This window comes from Oscillospiraceae bacterium, from assembly GCA_035380125.1.
In the GTDB taxonomy this organism is placed as follows: Bacteria; Bacillota; Clostridia; order Oscillospirales; family JAKOTC01; genus DAOPZJ01.
This window is the reverse complement of record DAOSWV010000006.1, coordinates 66,002-87,905: the sequence shown is the minus strand read 5'-3', so window position 1 is coordinate 87,905 and position 21,904 is coordinate 66,002. Positions and strand designations below refer to the sequence as shown.

Annotated in this window: 16 protein-coding genes; all 16 read right to left on the bottom strand. The window is 47.8% G+C overall.

Going from position 1 to position 21,904, the window contains the following annotated elements; translation table 11 throughout:
* Positions 1-303: 303 nt before the first annotated feature.
* The 16 genes from PK629_03410 to argC all read right to left on the bottom strand — a co-directional run bounded on the left by PK629_03410 (position 304) and on the right by argC (position 21,804).
* The gene (locus PK629_03410) at positions 304-981 is read right to left on the bottom strand and encodes an ABC transporter ATP-binding protein (protein HOP10519.1); all 678 of its coding nucleotides are present in this window, start codon (positions 979-981) and stop codon (positions 304-306) included.
* 20 nt (positions 982-1,001) lie between these two features.
* On the bottom strand, positions 1,002-2,129 hold the full coding sequence (locus tag PK629_03405) for a hypothetical protein (GenBank protein ID HOP10518.1): 1,128 nt from the start codon (positions 2,127-2,129) through the stop codon (positions 1,002-1,004).
* Between the two features lie 95 nt (positions 2,130-2,224).
* Positions 2,225-3,619 carry a hypothetical protein gene (locus PK629_03400; protein ID HOP10517.1) on the bottom strand — a complete coding sequence of 465 codons (1,395 nt, stop codon included), beginning with the start codon at positions 3,617-3,619 and terminating at the stop codon, positions 2,225-2,227.
* Positions 3,620-3,739: 120 nt separating this feature from the next.
* Positions 3,740-4,540: a hypothetical protein gene (locus PK629_03395; protein HOP10516.1), complete on the bottom strand. Its 801-nt coding sequence runs from the start codon at positions 4,538-4,540 to the stop codon at positions 3,740-3,742.
* 17 nt (positions 4,541-4,557) lie between these two features.
* Entirely contained in the window at positions 4,558-5,217 is a 660-nt protein-coding gene (locus tag PK629_03390) for a hypothetical protein (GenBank protein ID HOP10515.1), read from the bottom strand.
* A gap of 41 nt (positions 5,218-5,258) precedes the next feature.
* A complete protein-coding gene (locus tag PK629_03385; protein HOP10514.1) occupies positions 5,259-6,743 on the bottom strand; it encodes a hypothetical protein in 1,485 nt (494 codons plus the stop codon).
* 40 nt (positions 6,744-6,783) lie between these two features.
* Positions 6,784-8,259, bottom strand: a complete 1,476-nt coding sequence (locus PK629_03380; GenBank protein HOP10513.1) for a hypothetical protein — start codon at positions 8,257-8,259, stop codon at positions 6,784-6,786.
* A 46-nt stretch (positions 8,260-8,305) separates the two neighbouring features.
* On the bottom strand, positions 8,306-9,781 hold the full coding sequence (locus PK629_03375) for a hypothetical protein (GenBank protein ID HOP10512.1): 1,476 nt from the start codon (positions 9,779-9,781) through the stop codon (positions 8,306-8,308).
* A gap of 77 nt (positions 9,782-9,858) precedes the next feature.
* Positions 9,859-10,200: a hypothetical protein gene (locus tag PK629_03370; GenBank protein HOP10511.1), complete on the bottom strand. Its 342-nt coding sequence runs from the start codon at positions 10,198-10,200 to the stop codon at positions 9,859-9,861.
* A gap of 782 nt (positions 10,201-10,982) precedes the next feature.
* The gene (gene carB / locus PK629_03365; GenBank protein ID HOP10510.1) at positions 10,983-15,014 is read right to left on the bottom strand and encodes a carbamoyl-phosphate synthase large subunit; all 4,032 of its coding nucleotides are present in this window, start codon (positions 15,012-15,014) and stop codon (positions 10,983-10,985) included.
* The gene (locus PK629_03360) at positions 15,014-16,075 is read right to left on the bottom strand and encodes a carbamoyl phosphate synthase small subunit (GenBank protein HOP10509.1); all 1,062 of its coding nucleotides are present in this window, start codon (positions 16,073-16,075) and stop codon (positions 15,014-15,016) included. The genes carB and PK629_03360 overlap by 1 nt, the downstream gene beginning before the upstream one ends.
* A 25-nt stretch (positions 16,076-16,100) precedes the next feature.
* Positions 16,101-17,087: an ornithine carbamoyltransferase gene (argF, locus tag PK629_03355; protein ID HOP10508.1), complete on the bottom strand. Its 987-nt coding sequence runs from the start codon at positions 17,085-17,087 to the stop codon at positions 16,101-16,103.
* A gap of 164 nt (positions 17,088-17,251) precedes the next feature.
* Positions 17,252-18,418 (bottom strand): aspartate aminotransferase family protein, encoded by a 1,167-nt coding sequence (locus PK629_03350; protein ID HOP10507.1) that lies wholly within the window; start codon positions 18,416-18,418, stop codon positions 17,252-17,254.
* 218 nt (positions 18,419-18,636) lie between these two features.
* Positions 18,637-19,497, bottom strand: coding sequence for an acetylglutamate kinase (argB, locus tag PK629_03345; GenBank protein ID HOP10506.1), 861 nt, complete (start codon positions 19,495-19,497; stop codon positions 18,637-18,639).
* 22 nt (positions 19,498-19,519) lie between these two features.
* The gene (gene argJ / locus PK629_03340; protein HOP10505.1) at positions 19,520-20,746 is read right to left on the bottom strand and encodes a bifunctional glutamate N-acetyltransferase/amino-acid acetyltransferase ArgJ; all 1,227 of its coding nucleotides are present in this window, start codon (positions 20,744-20,746) and stop codon (positions 19,520-19,522) included.
* A 116-nt stretch (positions 20,747-20,862) separates the two neighbouring features.
* Positions 20,863-21,804, bottom strand: a complete 942-nt coding sequence (argC, locus tag PK629_03335; protein HOP10504.1) for an N-acetyl-gamma-glutamyl-phosphate reductase — start codon at positions 21,802-21,804, stop codon at positions 20,863-20,865.
* Positions 21,805-21,904: the final 100 nt, after the last annotated feature.

Below are 21,904 nucleotides of genomic sequence, written 5' to 3'. Positions count from 1 at the left end.
ATGAATTCGTTCTTGGTTTCGATTCCTCAAAACCGTTTTAACGAAATCCGGTGCTGTTTCATGATATGCTAATTTCCCTCTTTTCTCAGTTATCTTTTGTTCACTTTTTAAATTCCTTCATCACACGCTTCATTTCGGAACACAAAGTCCGGCCCTTTCGGATCCGCGATTCACTTTTTCTGCCTATATTTCCTCGTCCTGTGTGCTTTCAGTTTACACCTTTTTCCTTTTATTTGTCAAGTTTTGTAGGTGATTTTAAAACCTTATCCATAAAAGCGGTTTTCCACCGGATTCTTTTCCTTGTTATGTGTTCACAACCCGCCCATCAGACAACCGTATAATACGATCGCAGAGATTACCCACCTTTTCGTCGTGGGTCACGATCACGATGGTCTTGCCGAGCTCGGTGTTTATCTTGCGGAACAACGCCATGATGTTATCCTCGGTGGCCTCGTCAACGGAGCCGGTCGGTTCGTCGGCAAGCAATACCTCGGCTTTTTTGACCAACGCTCTTGCAATCGATACTCGCTGCTGCTGCCCGCCCGAGAGCTGACCGGGGTAATTCTTGGCCTTATCGGCGATCTCAAGCATCTCCAGTACTTTCATCACCCGCTTCTGGATTCTCTTACGCCCCATACCCTTGTATTTCAGCGGCAGTGCGACATTATAGAACACCGTCTGATCCTCAATCAAAGCGAAGTTCTGTACGACCAATCCGATGTTCTCCTTGCGAAACCGCGACAGCGCGTTCGGATTTTTCAGGTTAACCGGCTTACCCTGAAAACTGTAATCCCCTTTGTCCACCTTGTTCAAACCGGCCATGACGTAGAGCAGCGTCGACTTGCCCGAGCCGGACTTGCCCATCACGGCACACATCTCACCCTTTTTGATGTCAAGCGTCGCGCCGTTCAGTGCCTTGACCAGCCCGTCACCTTTTCCGTAGTACTTATGTACGTTGTTCAGTTCAATAATGTTTTCCATTTGTTCTCCTCCTATAAACACTATTCTCTTCTCAGGGCGTCGCCCGGCTCAACCCGCATGGTCTGCACGAACGGCACGATGGCGATCAAAATATTAAATATCAGCGCGCCCAAATACGCCACCAGCATCTCCATGGAGAAAAATGATTTTAAATTCAGATACCCAAATTGGGCAATGATAAAATACACCCCGTAACTAAGTAAAAAGCCCAGATGAAATAAAATCATCAGCCTTCCGAACATCCGCCAAAGCGTAAACGAAGCCGAGAATCCGAGCATTCTTTGAACGGCCACCCGCTTTCTGCGCCGCTCGGCCCAAAACAGCGTCAGCGGCACCGTCGAGAGTACCACGCAGAAACAGGCGAAGATCAACATAATCAGGTTCAGCAGTTCCATATTAAAAAAGCCCGATACCGTGAATACCGATTCCGGCACCTCCAACTCGACGACCGTAACGTCAGCCTCCGTAAGGATCGCGTTGAATTTTTCTTTCAATTCCTCCTTGCGACCTTCGCCGACAAAATCGATGATAAACGGCTCCGTCTGGCTAATATAAGCACCATAGCAATCCATATTATACAAAATCGTGCTGTTAATATCACTAATTACCGGATAGCCAATGGATCCCACGACTTCCCAATTATGGCCGGTTCCTATATTAAAATAATTTACGCCGTCTTGACGAGTGACATTAGAAAGTAAATCCTTTCCGATCACGCAACAGTATTTTCCGCTTCCGAAATCCGATTCCTCAAAATACCGCCCATAAGTTACCCGCAGCGATGTAGGCAGTTGACCGCTGAACGCGACTGCATACCAAGGTATATCGAGTCCGATCAAACGCTGATAAACGACCACGTCTCCCTCAGCCTCGATAAAATCCATCACCTGCTGCGTAATGTCGGCTTTTTCTGTAAAATCGAGATTTTCGTCAACGCCCCTCACGGCCAACACAAACACATTGGAACTGAACAACCCCTGTTCCGCTTGGTTCATCTCATATTTTTCAATCGCATAACTTCCGAAAAAAATCGTGCCCACACCGATTGCCGCAAAGATCACGACCAGTGCGAACTCTTCGATTTTGATCCGCAGCTTCGCGTGTTTTTTGCGCGGCTTTTTAATTGCCTTCTCTTTTCTCTTTATCATAAAATATGTCCTTTCGTGGGTTTGGGGACGTTTTATTCTTTTGTATTCACATCAAAAGAATGAAACTCCTTGTACTAAAAATCACATTTTTAGTTTTATTCCTTTCCGCGCAGCAGCGTGTCGTATTCCACTAACGATATCTTAATCAGCGGGAAAATCAATGCGATCAACGATACGACCACACTTACCCCGATGGCGCATGCAGCGGCAAACGGGCTGATCCGGGAAACCTGCACCCCGAAAATGCCCATCTCATTGTATGTAAATACTCCGCTGCCGAAAAACAAAGCGCATAAAAACGCGGCGACATTGGAGATAAACATGATGACAAGCACCTCAAACACCATGAACCACTTGATGTTCGACACGGTTCCGCCCGAGATCAGATGAATGGCATAGGTCTTGAATGATGCCATAAGCTTATTCGCCAAATTCAGCGACAGACAAAGCGCCGAACTTGATAAAATCAACACCGACGCAAGCAATAACAGATTAAAATAATTATCTGCACTCTCTTTAAAACTGTCGCTGATCATCATCACACGACGGGAATTAAAATAAGCGAATCCAGTCTGCTTTACATACTTTTCGATAGGATTCGGCGCTTCACTGGTAAAAACAATCCCTTCGCATAAATTTTGTAATTCTATAATATAATAAGTTTTGCCATACTTTTCAAAATTAGAGAGTGAATCGTAATTCGGATCGTTTTCATCCGCGTTTGTAGGTGTCGCCATGCCCGTGTAATCCAGATAGGGAACCAATACATAAGTATCCAACGATAAGATAGTATCCAGATCGTCGGCATCGGGCGGCAGAATTGAAATCCCCGGCTCCAAAAAGCCCACAATTTGATAATCCCGTGAAAAGTCAGAAGACATATACGATGCCCCGTGCAGGATATCGCCGATCTCATAATACTCGTGCCATGCCCAGCCGCAGACAACGGGAATCACCTCTGCGTCGTAGTCGGTATGATCGAAGTCGGAAAAATCCGTCCCGACAGCGATCTTGAGATTAAAACGCTCAAAGACCCGTCCATCGATCGAATACGCCAAAACTCTGGATAAATATTTCCCCGTACTTTCTACATATAAATATTCACGCTCGGCGTTAAAATCCTGATACCCGGCAAGGCAGTTGTCGCCGGTTTTTACGTCATATAGGAGCAGGTTGTAATTCGTAAAGTGTAAAAAATCAAATTCTGAAGCGCTGTTAATTGCTCGGAAATAATTGCGCAGCCCCTCTATCTGCTCTTCGGTATATCCCGATGTTGATCCTCCGATATTTATAGACGCTTCTACGAAAAACCGGTATTCATCCTCCGGATAAGCCGAATAGAAGTCATCTACGCGTTCTTCGTTGTGCTCAGCATACCCCATCGTACCGATAATCAGAAACAAGCCGACCACCATCATCACGATGATCAGCGCCGACAGAAGTTTCCGGCGTGCCAAACTGTGAAACGCCTGTTCCAAAATAATTTTCATTCTCGTGCTGTCCTTTCGAAGAGGTGCGGAACAGTTATTTTTTGACCATATACCATTATACCTCATTATGAAGGTGCAAGCCGAAAATCCCGCCGCCTTGCCTTCTATCAAGAGTAGACCTTACTCATATGTATACCCTATGGCTTCATATTGCGAAACATCAATCCCCTGCGCGGCGATATAATCCAGCGCGTTTTGAAAAAACGTATCAACCGAAAACTCAATCGGTGTGGGGATAATATAGTGTTTTTGATAAACGGAATAAAGATAATTCCCATCAGAATCTTTTCTTTGAAATTCCGTGTCCCAATCATCGTCTCCGTCGGTAAAAATCGAACCGTAGCCCCAATACCAAATGCTTCCGTCCGTCTTTTCCACAAAGTGCAGTCCGGATGTCTGAGTCAATAACCGTTCGACACCACTCATAATCTGAGTCGGCTGACTGTAAAGCGTCTCCCCGTTTATCTCACGCATTAAAAAATCGGTTTCGCCTAAATCATTGCCCTCATAACACACGCCGTTGCCCAAAAATCCCTTATCCGCATTTCCCCATGTCCATAACGTGTTGTCGGTCTTGAGTACATACATGCTCTCATTGCTAAATTTCATCTGTAGAACATTTTCCATGACCAACACCGGCGTAGCCGTAAATTTCGGATATTCTTCCAGATTCATCTGCCCATTTCCGCCCAGCAGCAGGAGATCATTATAATTTAATCCGCATGCATAGAGTTTGTTATCCTCTGTGAGATAAAATACAGTCGTATCAATCGTATATACGTCAATCACATTATCAGCCATCTTATACGGTTCCGAAACCACGCAGTCCTGCGTCAAATAATCAAAGTCTCCGTGTTCTCCGTTTCCGCATTGCCCATATTCATTTCCGCCGTAACTCCACAATGTCCCGTCATTTTTCAAGAAATACACCGCAGAATCTACTGACGCGCCTGTGTATATTTTTTTATATCATCGATAAGCTCTTTTGGTTTTTCAGTTATTTCCACGGTAGTAGAATTTGCTTTAAACATCCATACACTCCCGTCGGATTTCAATGCAAAATAAGCATACCCGACGGCTACATCTTGAACGCCTGTCGTAACAAGCTCACCGCTTTCCTCATAGGATTTTTTCAACGCAATTGTTTCGTTTTCGGGCTTTATATACAGTTCTGCATTCTGTGTTATAAACATATTTATATATATTTTAGCGACATTTCCTTCAACAATATGCGGAACGCAAGGATCATCTTCCATGAGAATACCCCATTCAACCAAATTTCCCCCATTGGTCAAGGCTCTTCTTCCAAGGCTTACATCTGCAACATCGGAATAAATTTTTGTTGGGATATTATTATAGATGACCTCTGTTCCCTGTCCGAGAGAATTTTTATAACTGGGTTCCAGTTCTACGTTGTAAAAATCATATCCCCAAGTATATAAATCTCCGTTTGTATCAAGAAACGTTCCGTATTGCCAGGTTAAAAGGAACTCCGGCAATTCCGGCTGATCAATTTCAACTTTTATCGTCTCTCCGGCTTTGGAACACCCCGCAAGCAAAAACAATCCCGTCAAAATAACGACTAGTAACTTTCTCATAAGTGACCCTCCAAATCAAGCGTCTCTTCAAATAATAAATATTAATCTTCTGTATACTTCACAACATCATATTGAGAAACATCAATCCCCTGTGCGGCAATAGAATCCAGCGCATTTTGGAAAAACGTATCTACCGAAAATTCAATCGGTGTCGGGATGATGTAGTGCTTTTGATAAGCCGTAATCACATTACCGAATGTATCTTGCCATGGTATATTCCTATCCCAATCGTCATTTTCTTCCACATTGATATAGCCAAACCCCCAGTACCAGATTGTCCCGTCTGTTTTCTGCACGAAATGTAATCCTAAGGTCTCGGTGAACAAACGGTTCACATGATCCATAATTTGTGTCGGCTGGCTATATAGCGCCTCAGCATTAATCGCCTCGCGTTTAAAGAAATTATTGGGACTCAAGTCGTCACCTATATAACATATGCCATTACCCAAAAATCCCTTATCCGCATATCCCCAAGTCCATACTGTTCCATCGGTTTTGAGGACAAACATACCCATGTCGCTATACTCCATCTGCTTAACACTCTCCATGATCAACACCGGTGTTTCGATAAATTTAGGGTATGCGTCAAGATTCATTTGCCCGTTCCCGCCAAGCAGTAAAAGATCGTTATAATTCTCTCCGCATGCATAAAGGTTGTTTTCTTTTGTCTGATAAAATGTCGTCCAATCTGTCACCCACGCGTTAGTCACGTTTTCAGCCATTTTAAACGGCTTTGAAACCACACAATCCCTCGTATCAATGTCGAGGTCGCCGTGTTCCCCGTTGCCGCACTGCCCGAATTCGTTATTTCCACAGCTCCACAATGTACCATCGCTTTTTAAAAAAAGTACCGCTGCATCAAACGATGATTCAGCAATAATTCTCTCTACCCCATCCATAAATTTTTTCGGACTTTCAATGACTTCTGCGGTCATACTGTTGACCGAGAAGGTCCAAACACTGCCGTCGTCCTTCAGTGCAAAATAGGAGTAACCGAGTGCAAAATCCTTTACACCTGTCATCACAAGCTCATTACGGCTTCCATATGACCCGGATAATTGAAAATTATCGCTTTCGGGAATTGTATACAACTCACCATTTTTCGTTAAGTATAAAGATAAATGCGTTTTAGCAACACTCTCTTTAACGATTTGCGGCGTGCATGAATCATCTTCAAAACATTTGCCCCATTCGATGATTTCTCCGTTTTGGGTGAGCCCTCTGTTTCCCCGGAGAACATATGCAACATTGGAATAGCCTTTCGTCGGCACATTATTATAAACAACTTCCGTTCCCTGCCCAAGGCAGTCCCCAGGGTAATAGTCCGATCCGGTACCGGCGTTTCGACCGTCATACCCCCAAGTATACAGATCTCCGTTATTATCGATATAAGACCAATAACCAATATTTAATGATATCGCGGGCAGTTCGGGCTGATAAAGATCAACTTGCACCACTTTACCCGTGTTGGAACATCCAGAAAACAAAAATAACCCGGCAAATACAAAAATTAATATTTTTCTCATCATAACCCTCCCATCATATCAATTGATCAGGCGAATTATCTCACTCATTAATATACCGCACTGCCTCATATTGCGACGTATCAATCCCCTGTTCCGCGATGTAATTCAATGCATCCTGATAAACGGAATCAATTGAAAACTCAATCGGCGTTGGGATGATGTAGTGCTTTTGATAAGCAAATATTGTTTCGCCTGTTGCGTCTGTTTTTTGTATTTCTGTATCCCAATTATCTTCTTCATTGACATATATTTCTCCGTAACCCCAGTACCAAATCGTTCCGTCTGTTTTCTGTGCAAAATGCAATCCGGTTGTTTCCGTAAACAATCGTTCAACCTCATTCATAATTTGTACCGGTTGAGCAAAGATCGCCTCTCCGTTTTGTAGACGAACGGAAAAACTATATGTTCCCAAATCGTCGCCTTCATAACATACTCCGTTCCCTAATGTACCTTTATCTGAATATCCCCAAGTCCATAATGTATTATCTGTTTTCAAAATAAAAATTCCGGTATCACTGTATTCCATCTGTTTAACATTATCCATTACTAATATTGGAGTCGATATATATTTAGGATATTCGTCAGAAAGCATCTGGCCGTTTCCTGTCAACAGTAAATCATATGGATTCTTGCCGCATGCATATAATTTATTATCTTCTGTCAAAAAAAACGTAGTTAATGTTGACACCCACGCAGTTCTAACATTTTCGGCTAGTTTATAAGGTTTTGAAACTATGCAGTCGTAAGTTGTTAAATTGAGATCACCCTGCTCTCCATTCCCACACTGCCCATATTCATTTCCACCATAACTCCACAATGATCCGTCGCTTTTGAGTAATAACATTGCTGCATCAATCGCTGGGTTTGAAAAGATCTCAACTACATCACTGACTAACTTTTTCGGTTTTTCAACAATTTCTCCTGTCATACTACTGACCAGAAAAGTCCACACACTGCCATCTTCTTTTAATGCAATATATTTATACCCAATTGCAAAATCTATGACACCCGTAAGAACCAAGTCACCGCAATTTTCGTATGGCTCTTTCAACCTTACATTTTCTTCTGTTGGAATCGCATATAATTCTCCAAACCTAGTAAGGTACAAATTCATTCCAACTTTGGCAATGTTATTCTTTGTTGAATGCGGCATGCATAAATCGTTTTCCATTAGTTTTGCCCATTCAATAATTTCTCCGTCGTTTGTTAATCCTCTGTTTGCGCGGATTATATATGCAACATTTGAATAAATCTTAAAAGGATCATTATTATAGACAACATCGGTACCTTGCCCCAAAGAATCGCCAAGATAAACCCCCGAGACTGCCCCGCCATTACGCTCGTCATATCCCCAGGTATACAAATTTTCTTCATTGTCGATAAATGACCAATACCCTTGAAATGAGATCATAGGTAGTTTTTGTTTATAAATATTCACTTGTATGGACTTTGTTGGATTTGAGCAACCTGCAAGCATTAATGCCACAAATATTACAATAATTAATACTTTTTTCATATATATTACTTCTTTCAAACTAAAACATTTAACATTGATTTAAATATCAATCACCGATATATCGCGCCGTTTGATACTGCGACGTATCAATCCCCTGTGAGGCAATAGAATCCAGCGCATTTTGAAAAAACGTCTCGACCGAAAACTCAATCGGCGTTGGGATGATGTAGTGCTTTTGATAAGCATATATGATATTACCATCTTCACTTTTTCCGACTTGTACTTTCATATCCCAGATATCGCCTTCATCAACGTATATCAATCCGTATCCCCAATACCAGACATTGCTGTCTGTTTTCTGGACGAAATGCAAACCGGTTGTCTCAGTGAATAACCGCAAAACATCGCTCATGATCTGCGTTGGCTGATGATAAAACTCCTCCCCGTTAGTTTGAAGAACAGAGAGGTCGTCTGCTCTCGAAATTTCTCCATCAAAACAGTTGATTCCTAAAAACACTCCGCTTCCATATCCCCATGACCAAACAGTATTGTCAGTTTTTAAAACGAAAAGACTATTGTCACTGCATTCCATTTGTTTGACATTTTCCATAACTAAAACCGGAGTTGTCACATATTGCGGATAATCAGCAGTATTCATCTGGAAATCCTCACCCGTTAACAATAAATCGTGATAATTTTCCCCGGATGCATATAATTGATTGTCTTTTGTCAGATAAAATGTGGTCGATGTAGTCATCCAAGCTTTTATGACATTTTTAGCTATTTTATATGGCTCTGATACCCAACAATCTTGTGTTTTTAAATCAAGATCTCCGTGTTCGCCATTGCCGCATTGTCCGTATTCGTTGTTTCCATAACTCCATAATGTATCGTCATTTTTGAGAAATACTACAGTTGAATTCACGTCTGAACTTGAAGTAATTATTTCTTTAACATTGTCCAATATTTTTTGGGGTTTTTCATAAATTTCCGCTTTTGTGTTGATTATAAAAGACCAAACGCTACCATCATTTTTCAATGCAAAAAACTTACATCCGATGGCAAAATCACTTACTTCTGTCAAGACCAGTTCACCAATATCTTCATATGATTTCCCCGATAAAAAGGCTTCTCTTTCCGGAATTGTATATAATTCACCATCCCTTGTCAGGTATAAAGTCCCGTAAAACTTTACAACATTTTCTCTGATGATATGCGGCGTACAGGAATCATTTTCAACCCGATTCCCCCATTCAATCAATTCCCCGTTTATTGTCAATGCTCTGTTACCCTGACCTCCCGAAGTGATCTCCGTATAAATTTCCGTCGGGATATTGTTATATGTTACTTCTGTTCCTTGACCTAAAGAATTCCCAACATAACCGGAAGCAGCGCCTAAATTGCGTTCATCGAATCCAAAGGTTAATAAATTACCTTTTTGATCAATAAAGGCTCCATAATTCCAACTGAGATTTATTTCAGGCAATTCCGGTTCAAAGACATCCAATTGTATTGGTTCTCCACTATTGGAACAACCTATTAGTAAAAATATTGCTAATATAAATATCACCGTTTTTTTCATCTGTGACCCTCCAAATAGATCAAAAACACATCCCGCGCGTCGGAGTGTATCCGACGCGCGGTTTCATTCCTTACGGCTTAATATCCGTAACCATATTCCCAAACACCAATACAAGCCTCAGCATCCGAATACATATAATACGCAGGACCAGTCACAGAAGCAAAAACCGATCCACTCATTGCCATATCAGTATCATAATCATAACCTGAATGGAACTTATCTGTTACAGATGCATAACAGTGAAGTGGTTGATTGCTTTCCGCAGTAACCCATACTGAGCGCCAATACATTAAAGTGCCTGATACGATATAGTTATATCCTTGCCCACTGATCGCAGCACTCGTCGGAATGACAGCCAACGACGCTACCATGACAACCGCCATCAGGACGATCAAATATTTGCGTAACTTTTTAAACATTCTTATTTCCTCCTTGATAAATTTTACCATATCCAACACAATCGGTCAACGCCGCTGTGCTAAATATTTTTCAATTCACAGGCGGACGATACCGGCTTTCGATGACCTGTCTTCATCGGAAAGCCGGTCATACAATCTCCATCAGCACTTCCCGCTCGAGCCCTGTTGCTCTGCGCACCTGAAAGTCACGCTGCGGCCGACAGGCAACATTTTGTCGATCCTTTTTTAATACGTCATCTTCTTCGGTTTGATCAGAACCATTTCTGATGATAATTATACGCAATATACAAAATATTTGCAACATCCTGTCAAGTATTTTTTTCCATATCCCCATCGCAATGGGATGTTTATTCGGTTTGGCACAGCCAAATTAGCGTTTTGCTAATAACGCAAAAGAATAAACTCCTTATTTAAAATTTATTTTTAAATTTCCCTCGTCTTTCATCGTTGATTTTATTGCGAATTCGCTTTAATTCATATATGATCTCCTAAGTTTTAAGGTTTAAACACTTTCAATTGCCGCTCCTCTGCGCTGTTTCAGAGATAGTTGGTATACGTTGTATTGTATGAAACCATTATACCTTTTTTTGGAATGTTTACAATGCCTTTTGCGCAAACGATATAAAAATGTGCGCAAACGACATATATTTACAAAAACTTGAGTTTTGGCACAAAAAAACCGACGGTTTCCCGCCGGCCTTTGTCATTCTGAGTGAAGCCAACCAACGCCTTTGGTTGGCGAAATCGAAGAATCTCGTACTGTAGAAGCTTTTAATCTCCCGTCAATACTCCGCCACACCCGTGTAGACGAGTTTGGTATCTCCGGTTAATGTGATGCCCTCGTCGGTGTAGTTGACGACCAGATCGCCGCCGCGCAGCTTGACCGTGATGTCTTCGCCCTTGGCGCAGAAGCCGTTTTCAACCGCCGCCACGACCGCCGCACAAGCGCCCGTACCGCAGGCCATGGTCTCGCCGTTGCCGCGCTCATAGACCCGCATCTTGATCGTACTCTTGTTGACCACGCGGATAAATTCGGTGTTCACGCGCTCGGGGAAGATCGGGGCATTTTCAAACTGCGGGCCCACGGTCTCGATGTCAACGCCGTCCACCCTGTCGCAGAACACCACGCAGTGCGGGTTGCCGACGTTCACACAGGTGATCCGATAATCTTTCCCGCCGATTTCAACGGGATAATCAATCACCTTTTCGGCTTTGATCGTGGTCGGAATATTTTTTGCAATAAGATCGGCCTTGCCCATCTCGACGCTTGCATAAGTCACTTTGTTGTTGCGCGCATAGAGTTTCAGGTGCCGGATGCCGCTTGCGGTCTCGACGGTCGCGGTGTCGCGGCCGATAAAGCCGTTGTCATACAGGTATTTCCCGACCGAGCGGATGCTGTTTCCCGCCATCCGGCCTTCGGAGCCGTCACGGTTGAAAATGCGCATCTTCGCGTCGGCTGCTTTCGATTTCTCAATCAGCACCAATCCGTCGCCGCCCACGCCATAATGCCGGTCGCACAGGTCGATGCACAGCGATTCGGGACAGGTGATATGCCCGTCGAAGTTGTCGATAAAGATATAGTCGTCGCCGGTGCCCTGCATCTTCATGAATTTGGTCTTTTCCTTGTCACGGCGCATGTGGTTGATGTCGACCAGTTCCGTATTGCCCAGATTGAAACGGCTGCGGATGATGTCGGCGGCTGCGTTCGCGGTATCAAGCGACGTGAAGCACGGAATCGACAGCAGCAGCGCTTTTCGGCTGAGCGCGATAAAGTCCTCCACGCTCTCGTCCATCAGCGCGCCGGTGTAGACCACAAAGCTGATCTTTCCGCTCTCGAGCAGGTCGAAAGCGTCTTTTTTAACATTATTCACCGTGACGACGTCAATACCGAGGTTCCGAATGGCCTCTGCGGTGTCGGCGGTGGCGTAGATTTCAAACTTGAGGTCGTCGAGTTTTTTGGCCAATGAAACAATCTCGAAACGGTCATGCACATCGACACTGATAAACACGCCCATGGGTTTTCCGGGCGCGGGTGCTTTCAGGCGTTTGCCCGAGGCTGCGATGCCCTTGAATAGCGCTTCGTTCAGCGTTTTTCCGATGCCCAGCACCTCACCGGTACTCTTCATCTCCGGGCCGAGATAGGAGTTCGCGTCGGCCAGTTTTTCAAATGAGAACACCGGCACCTTGACGGCGAAATACGGCGGAATCCGATAGAGGCCGATGCCATACCCGAGCGAAGCCAGTTCCTTTCCGACCATGACTTTGGAAGCCAGATCGGTCATCGGCACGCCGGTCACCTTGCTGATATACGGCACGGTGCGCGATGCGCGCGGGTTGACCTCGATGACGTAGAGTTCGCCCTCGCTGATTAAATACTGAATATTGACAAGCCCCTTGGTGCCGAGCGCCAGCGCCAGTTTTGTCGAACAGTCGATAATGGTCATCATCATCTTGTCGCTGATGCTGTATGGCGGATAGACCGCAATCGAGTCACCGCTGTGCACGCCGGCCCGCTCGATATGTTCCATAATACCGGGGATCAACACGTCATGTCCGTCGGAAATGACATCAACCTCTAATTCGGTCCCCAGCATGTATTTGTCGACTAAAACAGGATTGTCGATACCCTGCGCCAAAATCCGCTCCATATAGATGCGGACCTCGCCGTCGTTATGAACGATTTTCATGTTCTGCCCGCCGATGACATAGGACGGGCGCAATAAAACCGGATAGCCCAGCTCGTTCGCCGCATTCAATGCCTCTTCGAACGTGTCGACGCCGAAACCCTTGGGTCTGCGGATGCCGAACTGCTCCAGCAGCGCGTCAAACCGCTCACGGTCCTCCGCGATGTCGATGCCCTCTGCGGAGGTGCCCAGAATATTCACATGATTCTGATCTAAAAATTTTGTTAACTTAATGGCCGTCTGCCCGCCGAATGCCACCACCACGCCCTCGGGCTGTTCGACCTTGATGATGTTCATCACGTCCTCGGGCGACAGCGGTTCAAAATACAGCCGGTCGGCGGTATCGTAGTCGGTCGAGACGGTCTCCGGGTTGTTGTTGATGATGACCACGTCGTAGCCCATTTCTTTGAGCGCCCAGACACAGTGCACCGACGAATAGTCGAACTCGATACCCTGCCCGATGCGAATCGGCCCCGAACCCAAAACGATGACGACGGGTTTTCCCGAACGTTTAAATGGCCTTGCCTCACAAGACGCGCCGCAGGTTGAGTAAAAATACGGCGTCTCGGCGTCGAATTCCGCGCCGCAGGTATCGACCATCTTGTAGGCGAAATCGCAGCTCCACGGCAGCGTTTTCATCCCCGAAAGCCGGGCAAGCGCTTTGTCGGTGTAGCCGAATTTCTTTCCGGTCAAATATGTTTCTTCATCCAAACCGGATTTTGCGATCTGTGCCTCGTAATCGGCCAGTTTCGCCATTTTATACAAAAACCACTTATCGATTTTGGTAATATCATTGATCTCGTCGACCGATATGCCTGCTTTCAGCGCCTCAAACACCGTAAACAGCCGGTAATCGTCGACCCGCTTCAGCCGCTCTTTAAGCGGCTCTTTGTAAATCGGCGGCGCGTTCAGCGTGTCCAGTGAGATTTCCGCGCCTCTGACGGCTTTCATCAGCGCCATCTCAAAAGTCGGTGCAATCGACATGACCTCGCCGGTGGCCTTCATCTGGGTGCCGAGTTTGCGCGAAGAGCCGAAGAACTTGTCGAACGGCCACTTGGGCAGTTTGACGACCACATAATCGAGCGTCGGCTCGAAGCAGGCGCAGGTTTTTCCCGTGATGTCGTTTTTAATCTCGTCGAGGGTCAGCCCGAGCGCGATTTTGGTCGTGATCTTGGCAATCGGATAACCGGTCGCCTTGGAGGCCAGCGCCGAAGAACGCGACACACGCGGGTTGACCTCGATGACCGCATAGTCGAAGCTGTCGGGATTCAGCGCGAACTGACAGTTGCAGCCGCCGACGATGCCGAGTGCCGAGATGATGTTCAAAGACGCCGAACGCAGCATCTGATATTCTTTATCGGAAAGGGTCAGTGCCGGAGCGACGACGATGCTGTCGCCGGTGTGGACGCCGACCGGGTCAAAGTTTTCCATGCTGCACACCGCAATCACGTTACCGACCGCGTCGCGCATGGTCTCGAACTCAATCTCTTTCCAGCCGTAGATATACCGCTCGACCAGAATTTGATTGATCGGCGAGGCGTCGATGCCGGTCGCCGCAACCGCTTTGAGTTCCTCGGGCGTGTAGGCGACGCCGCCGCCCGTGCCGCCGAGGGTATAGGCGGGTCGGACAATGACCGGATAGCCGATTGTTTCGGCGATCTCCAGTGCGCCGGGTATAGTAGTTGTGATGTCCGATGGGATCACCGGTTCGCCGATGGCCTCCATGGTCTCTTTAAAGAGCTCTCTGTCCTCGGCCTTTTTAATGGCCTCGACATTGGTGCCGATCAGCCGCACATTATGCTTTGCCAAAAATCCGTCGCTCTCCAATTGCATCGAGAGCGTCAGACCGGTCTGCCCGCCGAGTCCGGCAAGCAGCGCATCGGGTTTTTCTTTTATAATAATGCGCTTCAGCGTCTCAACGTTGAGCGGTTCGAGGTAAATTTCATCAGCCAGCGCGTTGTCGGTCATGATCGTTGCGGGGTTGGAGTTGACCAACACCACGTTGACGCCGGCCTCTTTCAGCACCCGGCAGGCCTGCGCGCCGGCATAGTCAAATTCGGCCGCCTGCCCGATCACAATCGGACCGGAGCCGATCATCAAAACTTTTTGAATGGTTTTATCAAAAGGCATTATTGTTTACCTCCCATCAGTTCGCAGAACCGGTCGAACAAAAACGCCGTATCATGCGGACCCGAAGAGGCCTCGGGATGAAACTGCACCGTGAACGCTTTCCCCTCGGGATAATTGACGCCCTCGCAGGTGCCGTCGTTGGCGTTGGCAAAACTGATGACGCCGTTTTTCACCGTATCGGAGACAACCGCGTAGCCGTGATTCTGACTGGTGATATAGGTCCTTGTCCCGAGCAGGTCGCGCACCGGCTGGTTGACGCCGCGGTGGCCGTATTTGAGCTTCATGGTCTTACCGCCTTGGCTGAGCGCCAGCAACTGATGCCCCAGACAGATGCCGAAAATCGGCACTTTCCCGTATAATTTACTTAATTCATCGATGATTTCAACATTTTCCGCAGGATCGCCCGGGCCGTTCGACAGCATTACGCCGTCGGGTTTCAGCGCCAAAATCTCTTCGGCTTTCAGATAGGATGGCACGACGGTCACCGCACAGCCGCGTTTGCGCAGCTCACGGATGATGTTGTGTTTTGCGCCGTAATCGGCCAAAACGACTTTATATTTGGTCTCGCCCTGCGCCGGAAATTCCTCGATTTTGTCGCAGGTGACGCTTTTCACCGCATCGACGATCAGATAATTTTTAGCACCGGTCAGGTCTTTCGGAACCTCGTCGCGGAGCATCGCGTTCATCACGCCGTGCTCACGGATAATCTTGGTGATTTCGCGGGTATCCAGGCCATAAATCCCCGGAATGCCGTTCTTTTTCAAAAAAGCGTCCAGATCATACTGGGCGCGGAAATTGGACGGCGTGTCGCACCACTCGTGCACGACATATCCTTTGACGCAGCATTTGCCCTCAAAATCGGCCTCGATGATGCCGTAGTTGCCGATCAGCGGGAAGGTCTGCAATACAATTTGTCCGTAATAACTCGGGTCGGTCAGCGTCTCGATATAGCCGCACATGCCGGTCGTGAAGACCAACTCGCCCGTGCAGCCCGTATCCGCGCCGAACCCGATGCCCTCAAAGGTCGTTCCGTCGTCCAGTACCAAAAATCTTTTTCCCATGTTGTTTCCTTTTCGTTCTTTTTGTCTAACCCAATGTCGCCGCCATCACGGCCTTGATTGTGTGCATGCGGTTTTCCGCTTCGGCAAAGACCACCGATTGTTTTCCCTCGAATACGGCGTCGGTGACCTCCATGCAGTCCCGCGAAAATTTTTCACCCATTTCCTTGCCGATCTGGGTCTTCAGGTCGTGATAGGCCGGCAGGCAGTGCATAAAAATCGCCTTTTCCCCTGCATTTGCCATGATCGTCTCATTGACTTGATAAGGTGCGAGATCGTTCACACGCTCCTGCCAAACCGCGATCGGCTCGCCCATCGAAACCCACACATCGGTATACAGCACGTCCGCGCCCTTAGTCGCTTTCATCGGGTCGGTCTCGAATTTAAGCGTTGCGCCGCTCTGTTTGGCAATTTCTTCGCAGGTCTTAATTAACGCCGGGTCGGGGAAGTAGTTCGCGGGCGCGCAGAGGGTGCAGTCAAGCCCCATCTTGGCGCAGCCGACCAACAGCGAGTTACCCATATTATAACGCGCATCGCCCATATAGACAAGGTGAATTCCCTTCAAATGCCCGAAATTTTCTTGGATCGTCAGAAAGTCGGCCAGAATCTGCGTCGGGTGGAATTCGTTGGTCAGCCCGTTCCAGACCGGCACATCGGCGTATTTCGCCAGTTCTTCAACGATCTCCTGCCCATAGCCGCGGTATTCAATGCCGTCGAACATGCCCGCAAGCACCCGCGCGGTATCGGCAATGCTCTCTTTTTTGCCGATCTGCGAACCCGACGGGTCGAGATAGGTCACGCCCATGCCGAGATCACGCGCGGCCACTTCGAAAGCACAGCGTGTGCGGGTGCTGGTCTTTTCAAAAATCAGCGCAATATTTTTACCCTCGCAGAGCTTATGCGAAATCCCGGCCTTTTTCTGCGTCTTCAATTGCGCCGCCAGTTCAATCAGCCCGCCGATCTCCTCCGCCGACAAGTCCAGCAGCTTCAAAAAGTCCTTTCCTTTTAAGTTCATATCGCAATCTCCTTTATCATTATGTTGTCGGACACACCGTATCCTGTAGGGGTCGGCATCCCTGACGACCCGTTCTCATTGAAAATATGGTGTGATTCGGATATTCAAAGCCGCTTTACGCGGCTTTCGGGGCGGCATGGAAACCGCCCCCTACAACGCGGTTCTTATCCCGCGCAGACCTCTTTGATCATTGTAACAGCTTTTTCTAATATTGTCATCGGGATATTCAATGCCGGCAGCAGACGAACCTTCTTTTTGGCCGTCAGCGGCAGCACCCCGCGTGAAATGCATTCGTTCACCACGGCTTTCGCATCCTTTTCGGTCACGATTCCGAGCATCAGCCCCATGCCATCCACGCCCGCGATGCCCTTTGCGCCGGAGAGTTCTTTGCGGATATATTCGCCCTTTTCGCGCACTTCAGCCAGCAGTTTTTCGTCGAGTCGGTCTAAAATGCTGATCGCACCCGCACAGCTGACCGGATTTCCACCGAACGTCGACCCGTGACTGCCCGGCGTGAAAATATCCTTAACCTTTTCGCCCAAAATCGCCGCACCGATCGGCAGCCCGCCGCCGAGTCCCTTCGCGGTCGTGATGATGTCCGGCTCGATGCCGTAATTCATATACCCGAACAATTGCCCTGTGCGGCCGTTTCCGGTCTGCACCTCGTCAACAATCAGTAAAATATCGTTTTCCTGCGCAAGTTTCGCGATACTTTTCACGTATTCCGGTGTCAGCACGATCACGCCGCCTTCGCCTTGAATCACTTCAATCATAATCGCCGCGACCTTGTTTTCGGCGACTTTTTGCTTCATATCTTCAAGATTTCCGGCTTCGGCATGCACAAATCCCGGGGTCAGCGGTTGATAAAGTTCGTGAAAATAGTCCTGTCCGGTCGCCGCCAGCGTGGTCAATGTCCGCCCGTGAAAACTGTTTTTCAGCGTGATGATGGTATAGCAGTCCGCGCCCTTTTTCTCAGCGGCGTATTTGCGCGCGGCCTTGATGGCGCACTCGTTGGCCTCCGCGCCCGAGTTGCCGAAAAATACCTTTTTCATACCCGTACGCTCGCAGAGCTTCTGCGCAAGCGTCACATACGGCGCGGTATAGTATAAATTCGAAGTGTGCTGAAACGCGTTCAGCTGCGCGGTGACGGCGGCAATCCAAGCGTCGTCCGAAAACCCGAATGTATTGACGGCGATCCCGCCGCCCATGTCGATATATTCCTTGCCGTTTTCATCCCAAACCAGCGATCCCTTGCCCTTTACGATCTGCACGGGAAACCGCGCATAGGTATCGGCCACATATTGATGATCTAAATTAAAAATATCGTTCATAAGAATTCCTCCCCGATAATGTAGGGAACGGTCTTGACCGTTCCGCGGCGAAGTCGCTATCGGAAAACCATATATGGGTTTCCGCGTCACAAACGCGAAGCAGAACCTGCGATTCGTTCGCTGCGGAGCCGCGTTGCCATTCTTTGTGCGTTCTTTCGGATTTTATCATCGAACTGTATTCGAGACGGAACGGTCAAGACCGTTCCCTACAATATTATTTAAAACTTCACCTTGAACATTGTTCCTATTCCTTCATCGGTCAATGTCTCAATCAAAATCGCATGCGGGATACGCCCGTCAATGATGAACACCTTTTTCACGCCCCACTTGATGGCGTCGGTGCAGCACTCGACTTTCGGAATCATGCCGCCGCAGATCGTACCGTCGGCGACCAGCGCTTCGGCTTCATCAAGCGTGATTTTATGAATCAACGTCGAAGGGTCGTCTTTATCTTTCAAAATACCGCTGGTGTCGGTCATCGAAATCAAACTCTCGGCCTCGAGCGCTCCGGCGATTTTCGCGGCGGCGGTGTCGGCGTTGATGTTGTAGACATTGCCCTTTTTATCGCACCCAATGGTTGAAATCACCGGGATATACCCCTTTTCGAGCACATCGAGAATCGGCTTGACGTTGACGTTGGTGATTGTGCCGACGAATCCGAGCCGCTCATCCTTCATCTCGGCCTCAATCATATGCCCGTCGATGCCCGAAAGTCCGATGGCCTGCCCGTTCTTGTTTTCGATCAAATGTACAAGATTTTTGTTAATTTTGCCCGCAAGCACCATCTGGGCGACTTCGACGGTCTCCTTGTCGGTAACCCGCAAGCCGTCGACAAATTCGCTCTTTTTGCCCATTTTTGAAAGCACTTCGGTGATTTCGGGGCCGCCGCCGTGCACCAGCACGACCTTGACGCCGATCAGTGACATCAGCACGATATCCTGCATCACCGAGTCCTTGAGTTCCTCGTTGATCATGGCGTTTCCGCCGTATTTAACCACGACAATCTTGTTGTTGTATTTCTGAATATACGGCAGTGCGTGCACCAGAATGCTGGCCCGCTCGGCGTTTGAAATATCCATCATATCCATCCTTTCGCTCTCCTCAAGTCCTGTAATCGCCGTTGATTTTAACGTAATCATAAGTCAAATCGCAGCCCCACGCAGTCGCCGCACCCTGACCGTCATGTAAGTCGATGTCTATTGTAACTTCGTTTTCAAGTAAAATCTTTTTCGCGGTTTCTTCGGAAAAATCCACGCCCGCGCCGTTTTTGCAGACCGTGATTGTTCCGGCTTTCGAGTAAAACGCCACTTCGACTTTATTCACATCGATATCAGCCTTGCTGTATCCGAGCGCACAAAGCACCCGTCCCCAGTTCGCGTCCGCCCCGAACATCGCTGCTTTGGTCAGCGAGGAGCAGATCACCGCTTTCGCCGCGGTTTTCGCGTTCTTCTCGTCTTTTGCGCCGGAGACAACGCACTCAATCAGCTTAGTTGCACCCTCGCCGTCGCCCGCGATGTGTTTGCATAAATAAACCGTTACGGTGTTCAACGCTTTCATAAAAATCTCGAAATCCGCACCCGCTTCGGTGATCTCCGGATTGCCCGCCATGCCGTTGGCCAGAATCGTGACCATGTCGTTGGTCGAAGTGTCGCCGTCGACGCTGACCATGTTAAACGTGCTCTGGATATCGCTGGAGAGCGCTTTTTGCAGCATCGCGCTCGAAACCGCACAGTCGGTCGTGATAAAAACCAGCATCGTCGCCATGTCGGGATGAATCATGCCCGAACCCTTGGCGATACCGCCGATTTTGCATTCTTTCCCGCCGATTGTAAAGCTGACCGCAATCTGTTTTAATTTCGTATCGGTGGTCATAATGCCCTCTGCGGCCTGTTCGCTGTTGTTGCCGAGTGAATTCACCAGCGCCGGAATACCGTTTTGAATCGGCTCGATGGGCAGCGGCTGCCCGATCACGCCGGTCGAGGCGACGACCACGTCCGACGGATTTATTTTTAAAGCGTCTGCCAGCAGATCGCTCATCTTTTCGGCGATCTCGATACCGTCGGCGTTGCAGGTGTTGGCGTTTCCGCTGTTACAGAGTATCGCCTGCGCCATACCGTCCGAGAGATGCGCTTTGGTCACAACCAGTGGTGCACCTTTGACCAAATTGGTGGTATAAACCGAAGCCGCACTCGCCTTGACCTCGCTGAAAATCAGCGCCAAATCCCGCTTGCTCTTATTTTTCCGAATCCCGCAGTGGATGCCGCCGGCTAAAAAACCCTTTGCCGCACAGACCCCGCCGTCAATGATTTTAATTATATCTTGCTTCATTTCAGTTGCCTTCCTCTTGTAGAATTCGGGACGTTTTGACCGCTTTGGCGTAGCCAAATTTGCGTCTTTCTATTTGACGCAAAAGGTTAAAACTCCCCTTTGAAAAATGAAATTTTTCAAATTTCTAACCCTTCCGTTTCATCTTTTCCGAGTAAAATGTTCAAACATTGAATCGCCGCGCCCGATGCGCCTTTGCCGAGATTGTCATATCGCGCGGTCAAAATGATCTGCTCGCCGTTTCCGAACACCGAGACCTCCATACCGTCTTTCCCCGATAGCCCCGCCGCCGATAAAAACCCGTCTTCATTGTTTTCGGTGTATCCGACCACCGGCCCGGCGTATTTTTCGGAATAGAGATTTTTAATGGTCTCAATGCTTGCACCCTTTTGCAGATCGGAGACAAACAGCGGCACCGTGACCAGCATTCCGCTGTAAAAGTTTGATACAATCGGGCAGAACACCGGTGCGTTAGTTAATCCGGAAATGATCTTCATCTCGGGCAGGTGTTTATGACCCTGCGATAGCCCGTATTCGCGCGGTGCTTTTAAAAACGCGTTTTCTTCGGTCTCATATTGCGCGATCATCTTTTTACCGCCGCCGCTGTATCCGGTGACCGCGTGGCAGGAAAGATGCGCGTCTTTCGATAAAATTCCCACATCGATTAACGGCTTGACCAGTGCTAAAAACCCGCTGGGATAACAACCCGGAACTGCGATCCGCTTGGTCATTTTCAATTCGCTTCGCAGCTGATCCGACAATTCGGGGAATCCGTAAGTCCATCCGGCGGCGGTGCGGTGTGCGGTCGAAGTGTCGAGTACGACGGTATTCGGGTTTTCGATCATGCCGACCGCTTCAATCGCCGCGGCGTCGGGCAGGCACAAAAAAGCCGCATCGGCGCTGTTCAACGCCTTTTTCCGGCTCGCCGCGTCTTTTCTCTCGGCTTCCGACAGCAAAATCAGCTCGAGATCGGCTCTTTTGGAAAGCCGCTCGACGATCCGCAGTCCGGTCGTTCCGACGCTGCCGTCGATAAAAATTTTGGTCTTACCCTTCCCCATCATTGCGCCTCCGTGCATCGCTTCCGGATTCAAACCGGTTATAATGTATAATTATACATTTAAATGAATATTTGTCAACACTTTATGCAATATTTATTTTAAT

Coding starts and splice junctions, on each gene's coding strand:
- PK629_03360 (HOP10509.1), bottom strand. CDS start 16,075: ATGGGAAAAAGATTTTTGGTACTGGACGACGGAACGACCTTTGAGGGC.
- PK629_03405 (HOP10518.1), bottom strand. CDS start 2,129: ATGATAAAGAGAAAAGAGAAGGCAATTAAAAAGCCGCGCAAAAAACAC.
- argF (HOP10508.1), bottom strand. CDS start 17,087: ATGAACTTAAAAGGAAAGGACTTTTTGAAGCTGCTGGACTTGTCGGCG.
- carB (HOP10510.1), bottom strand. CDS start 15,014: ATGCCTTTTGATAAAACCATTCAAAAAGTTTTGATGATCGGCTCCGGT.
- PK629_03385 (HOP10514.1), bottom strand. CDS start 6,743: ATGAGAAAAATATTAATTTTTGTATTTGCCGGGTTATTTTTGTTTTCT.
- PK629_03375 (HOP10512.1), bottom strand. CDS start 9,781: ATGAAAAAAACGGTGATATTTATATTAGCAATATTTTTACTAATAGGT.
- PK629_03350 (HOP10507.1), bottom strand. CDS start 18,418: ATGAACGATATTTTTAATTTAGATCATCAATATGTGGCCGATACCTAT.
- argJ (HOP10505.1), bottom strand. CDS start 20,746: ATGAAGCAAGATATAATTAAAATCATTGACGGCGGGGTCTGTGCGGCA.
- argC (HOP10504.1), bottom strand. CDS start 21,804: ATGATGGGGAAGGGTAAGACCAAAATTTTTATCGACGGCAGCGTCGGA.
- PK629_03370 (HOP10511.1), bottom strand. CDS start 10,200: ATGTTTAAAAAGTTACGCAAATATTTGATCGTCCTGATGGCGGTTGTC.
- PK629_03390 (HOP10515.1), bottom strand. CDS start 5,217: ATGAGAAAGTTACTAGTCGTTATTTTGACGGGATTGTTTTTGCTTGCG.
- argB (HOP10506.1), bottom strand. CDS start 19,497: ATGGATATTTCAAACGCCGAGCGGGCCAGCATTCTGGTGCACGCACTG.
- PK629_03400 (HOP10517.1), bottom strand. CDS start 3,619: ATGAAAATTATTTTGGAACAGGCGTTTCACAGTTTGGCACGCCGGAAA.
- PK629_03380 (HOP10513.1), bottom strand. CDS start 8,259: ATGAAAAAAGTATTAATTATTGTAATATTTGTGGCATTAATGCTTGCA.
- PK629_03410 (HOP10519.1), bottom strand. CDS start 981: ATGGAAAACATTATTGAACTGAACAACGTACATAAGTACTACGGAAAA.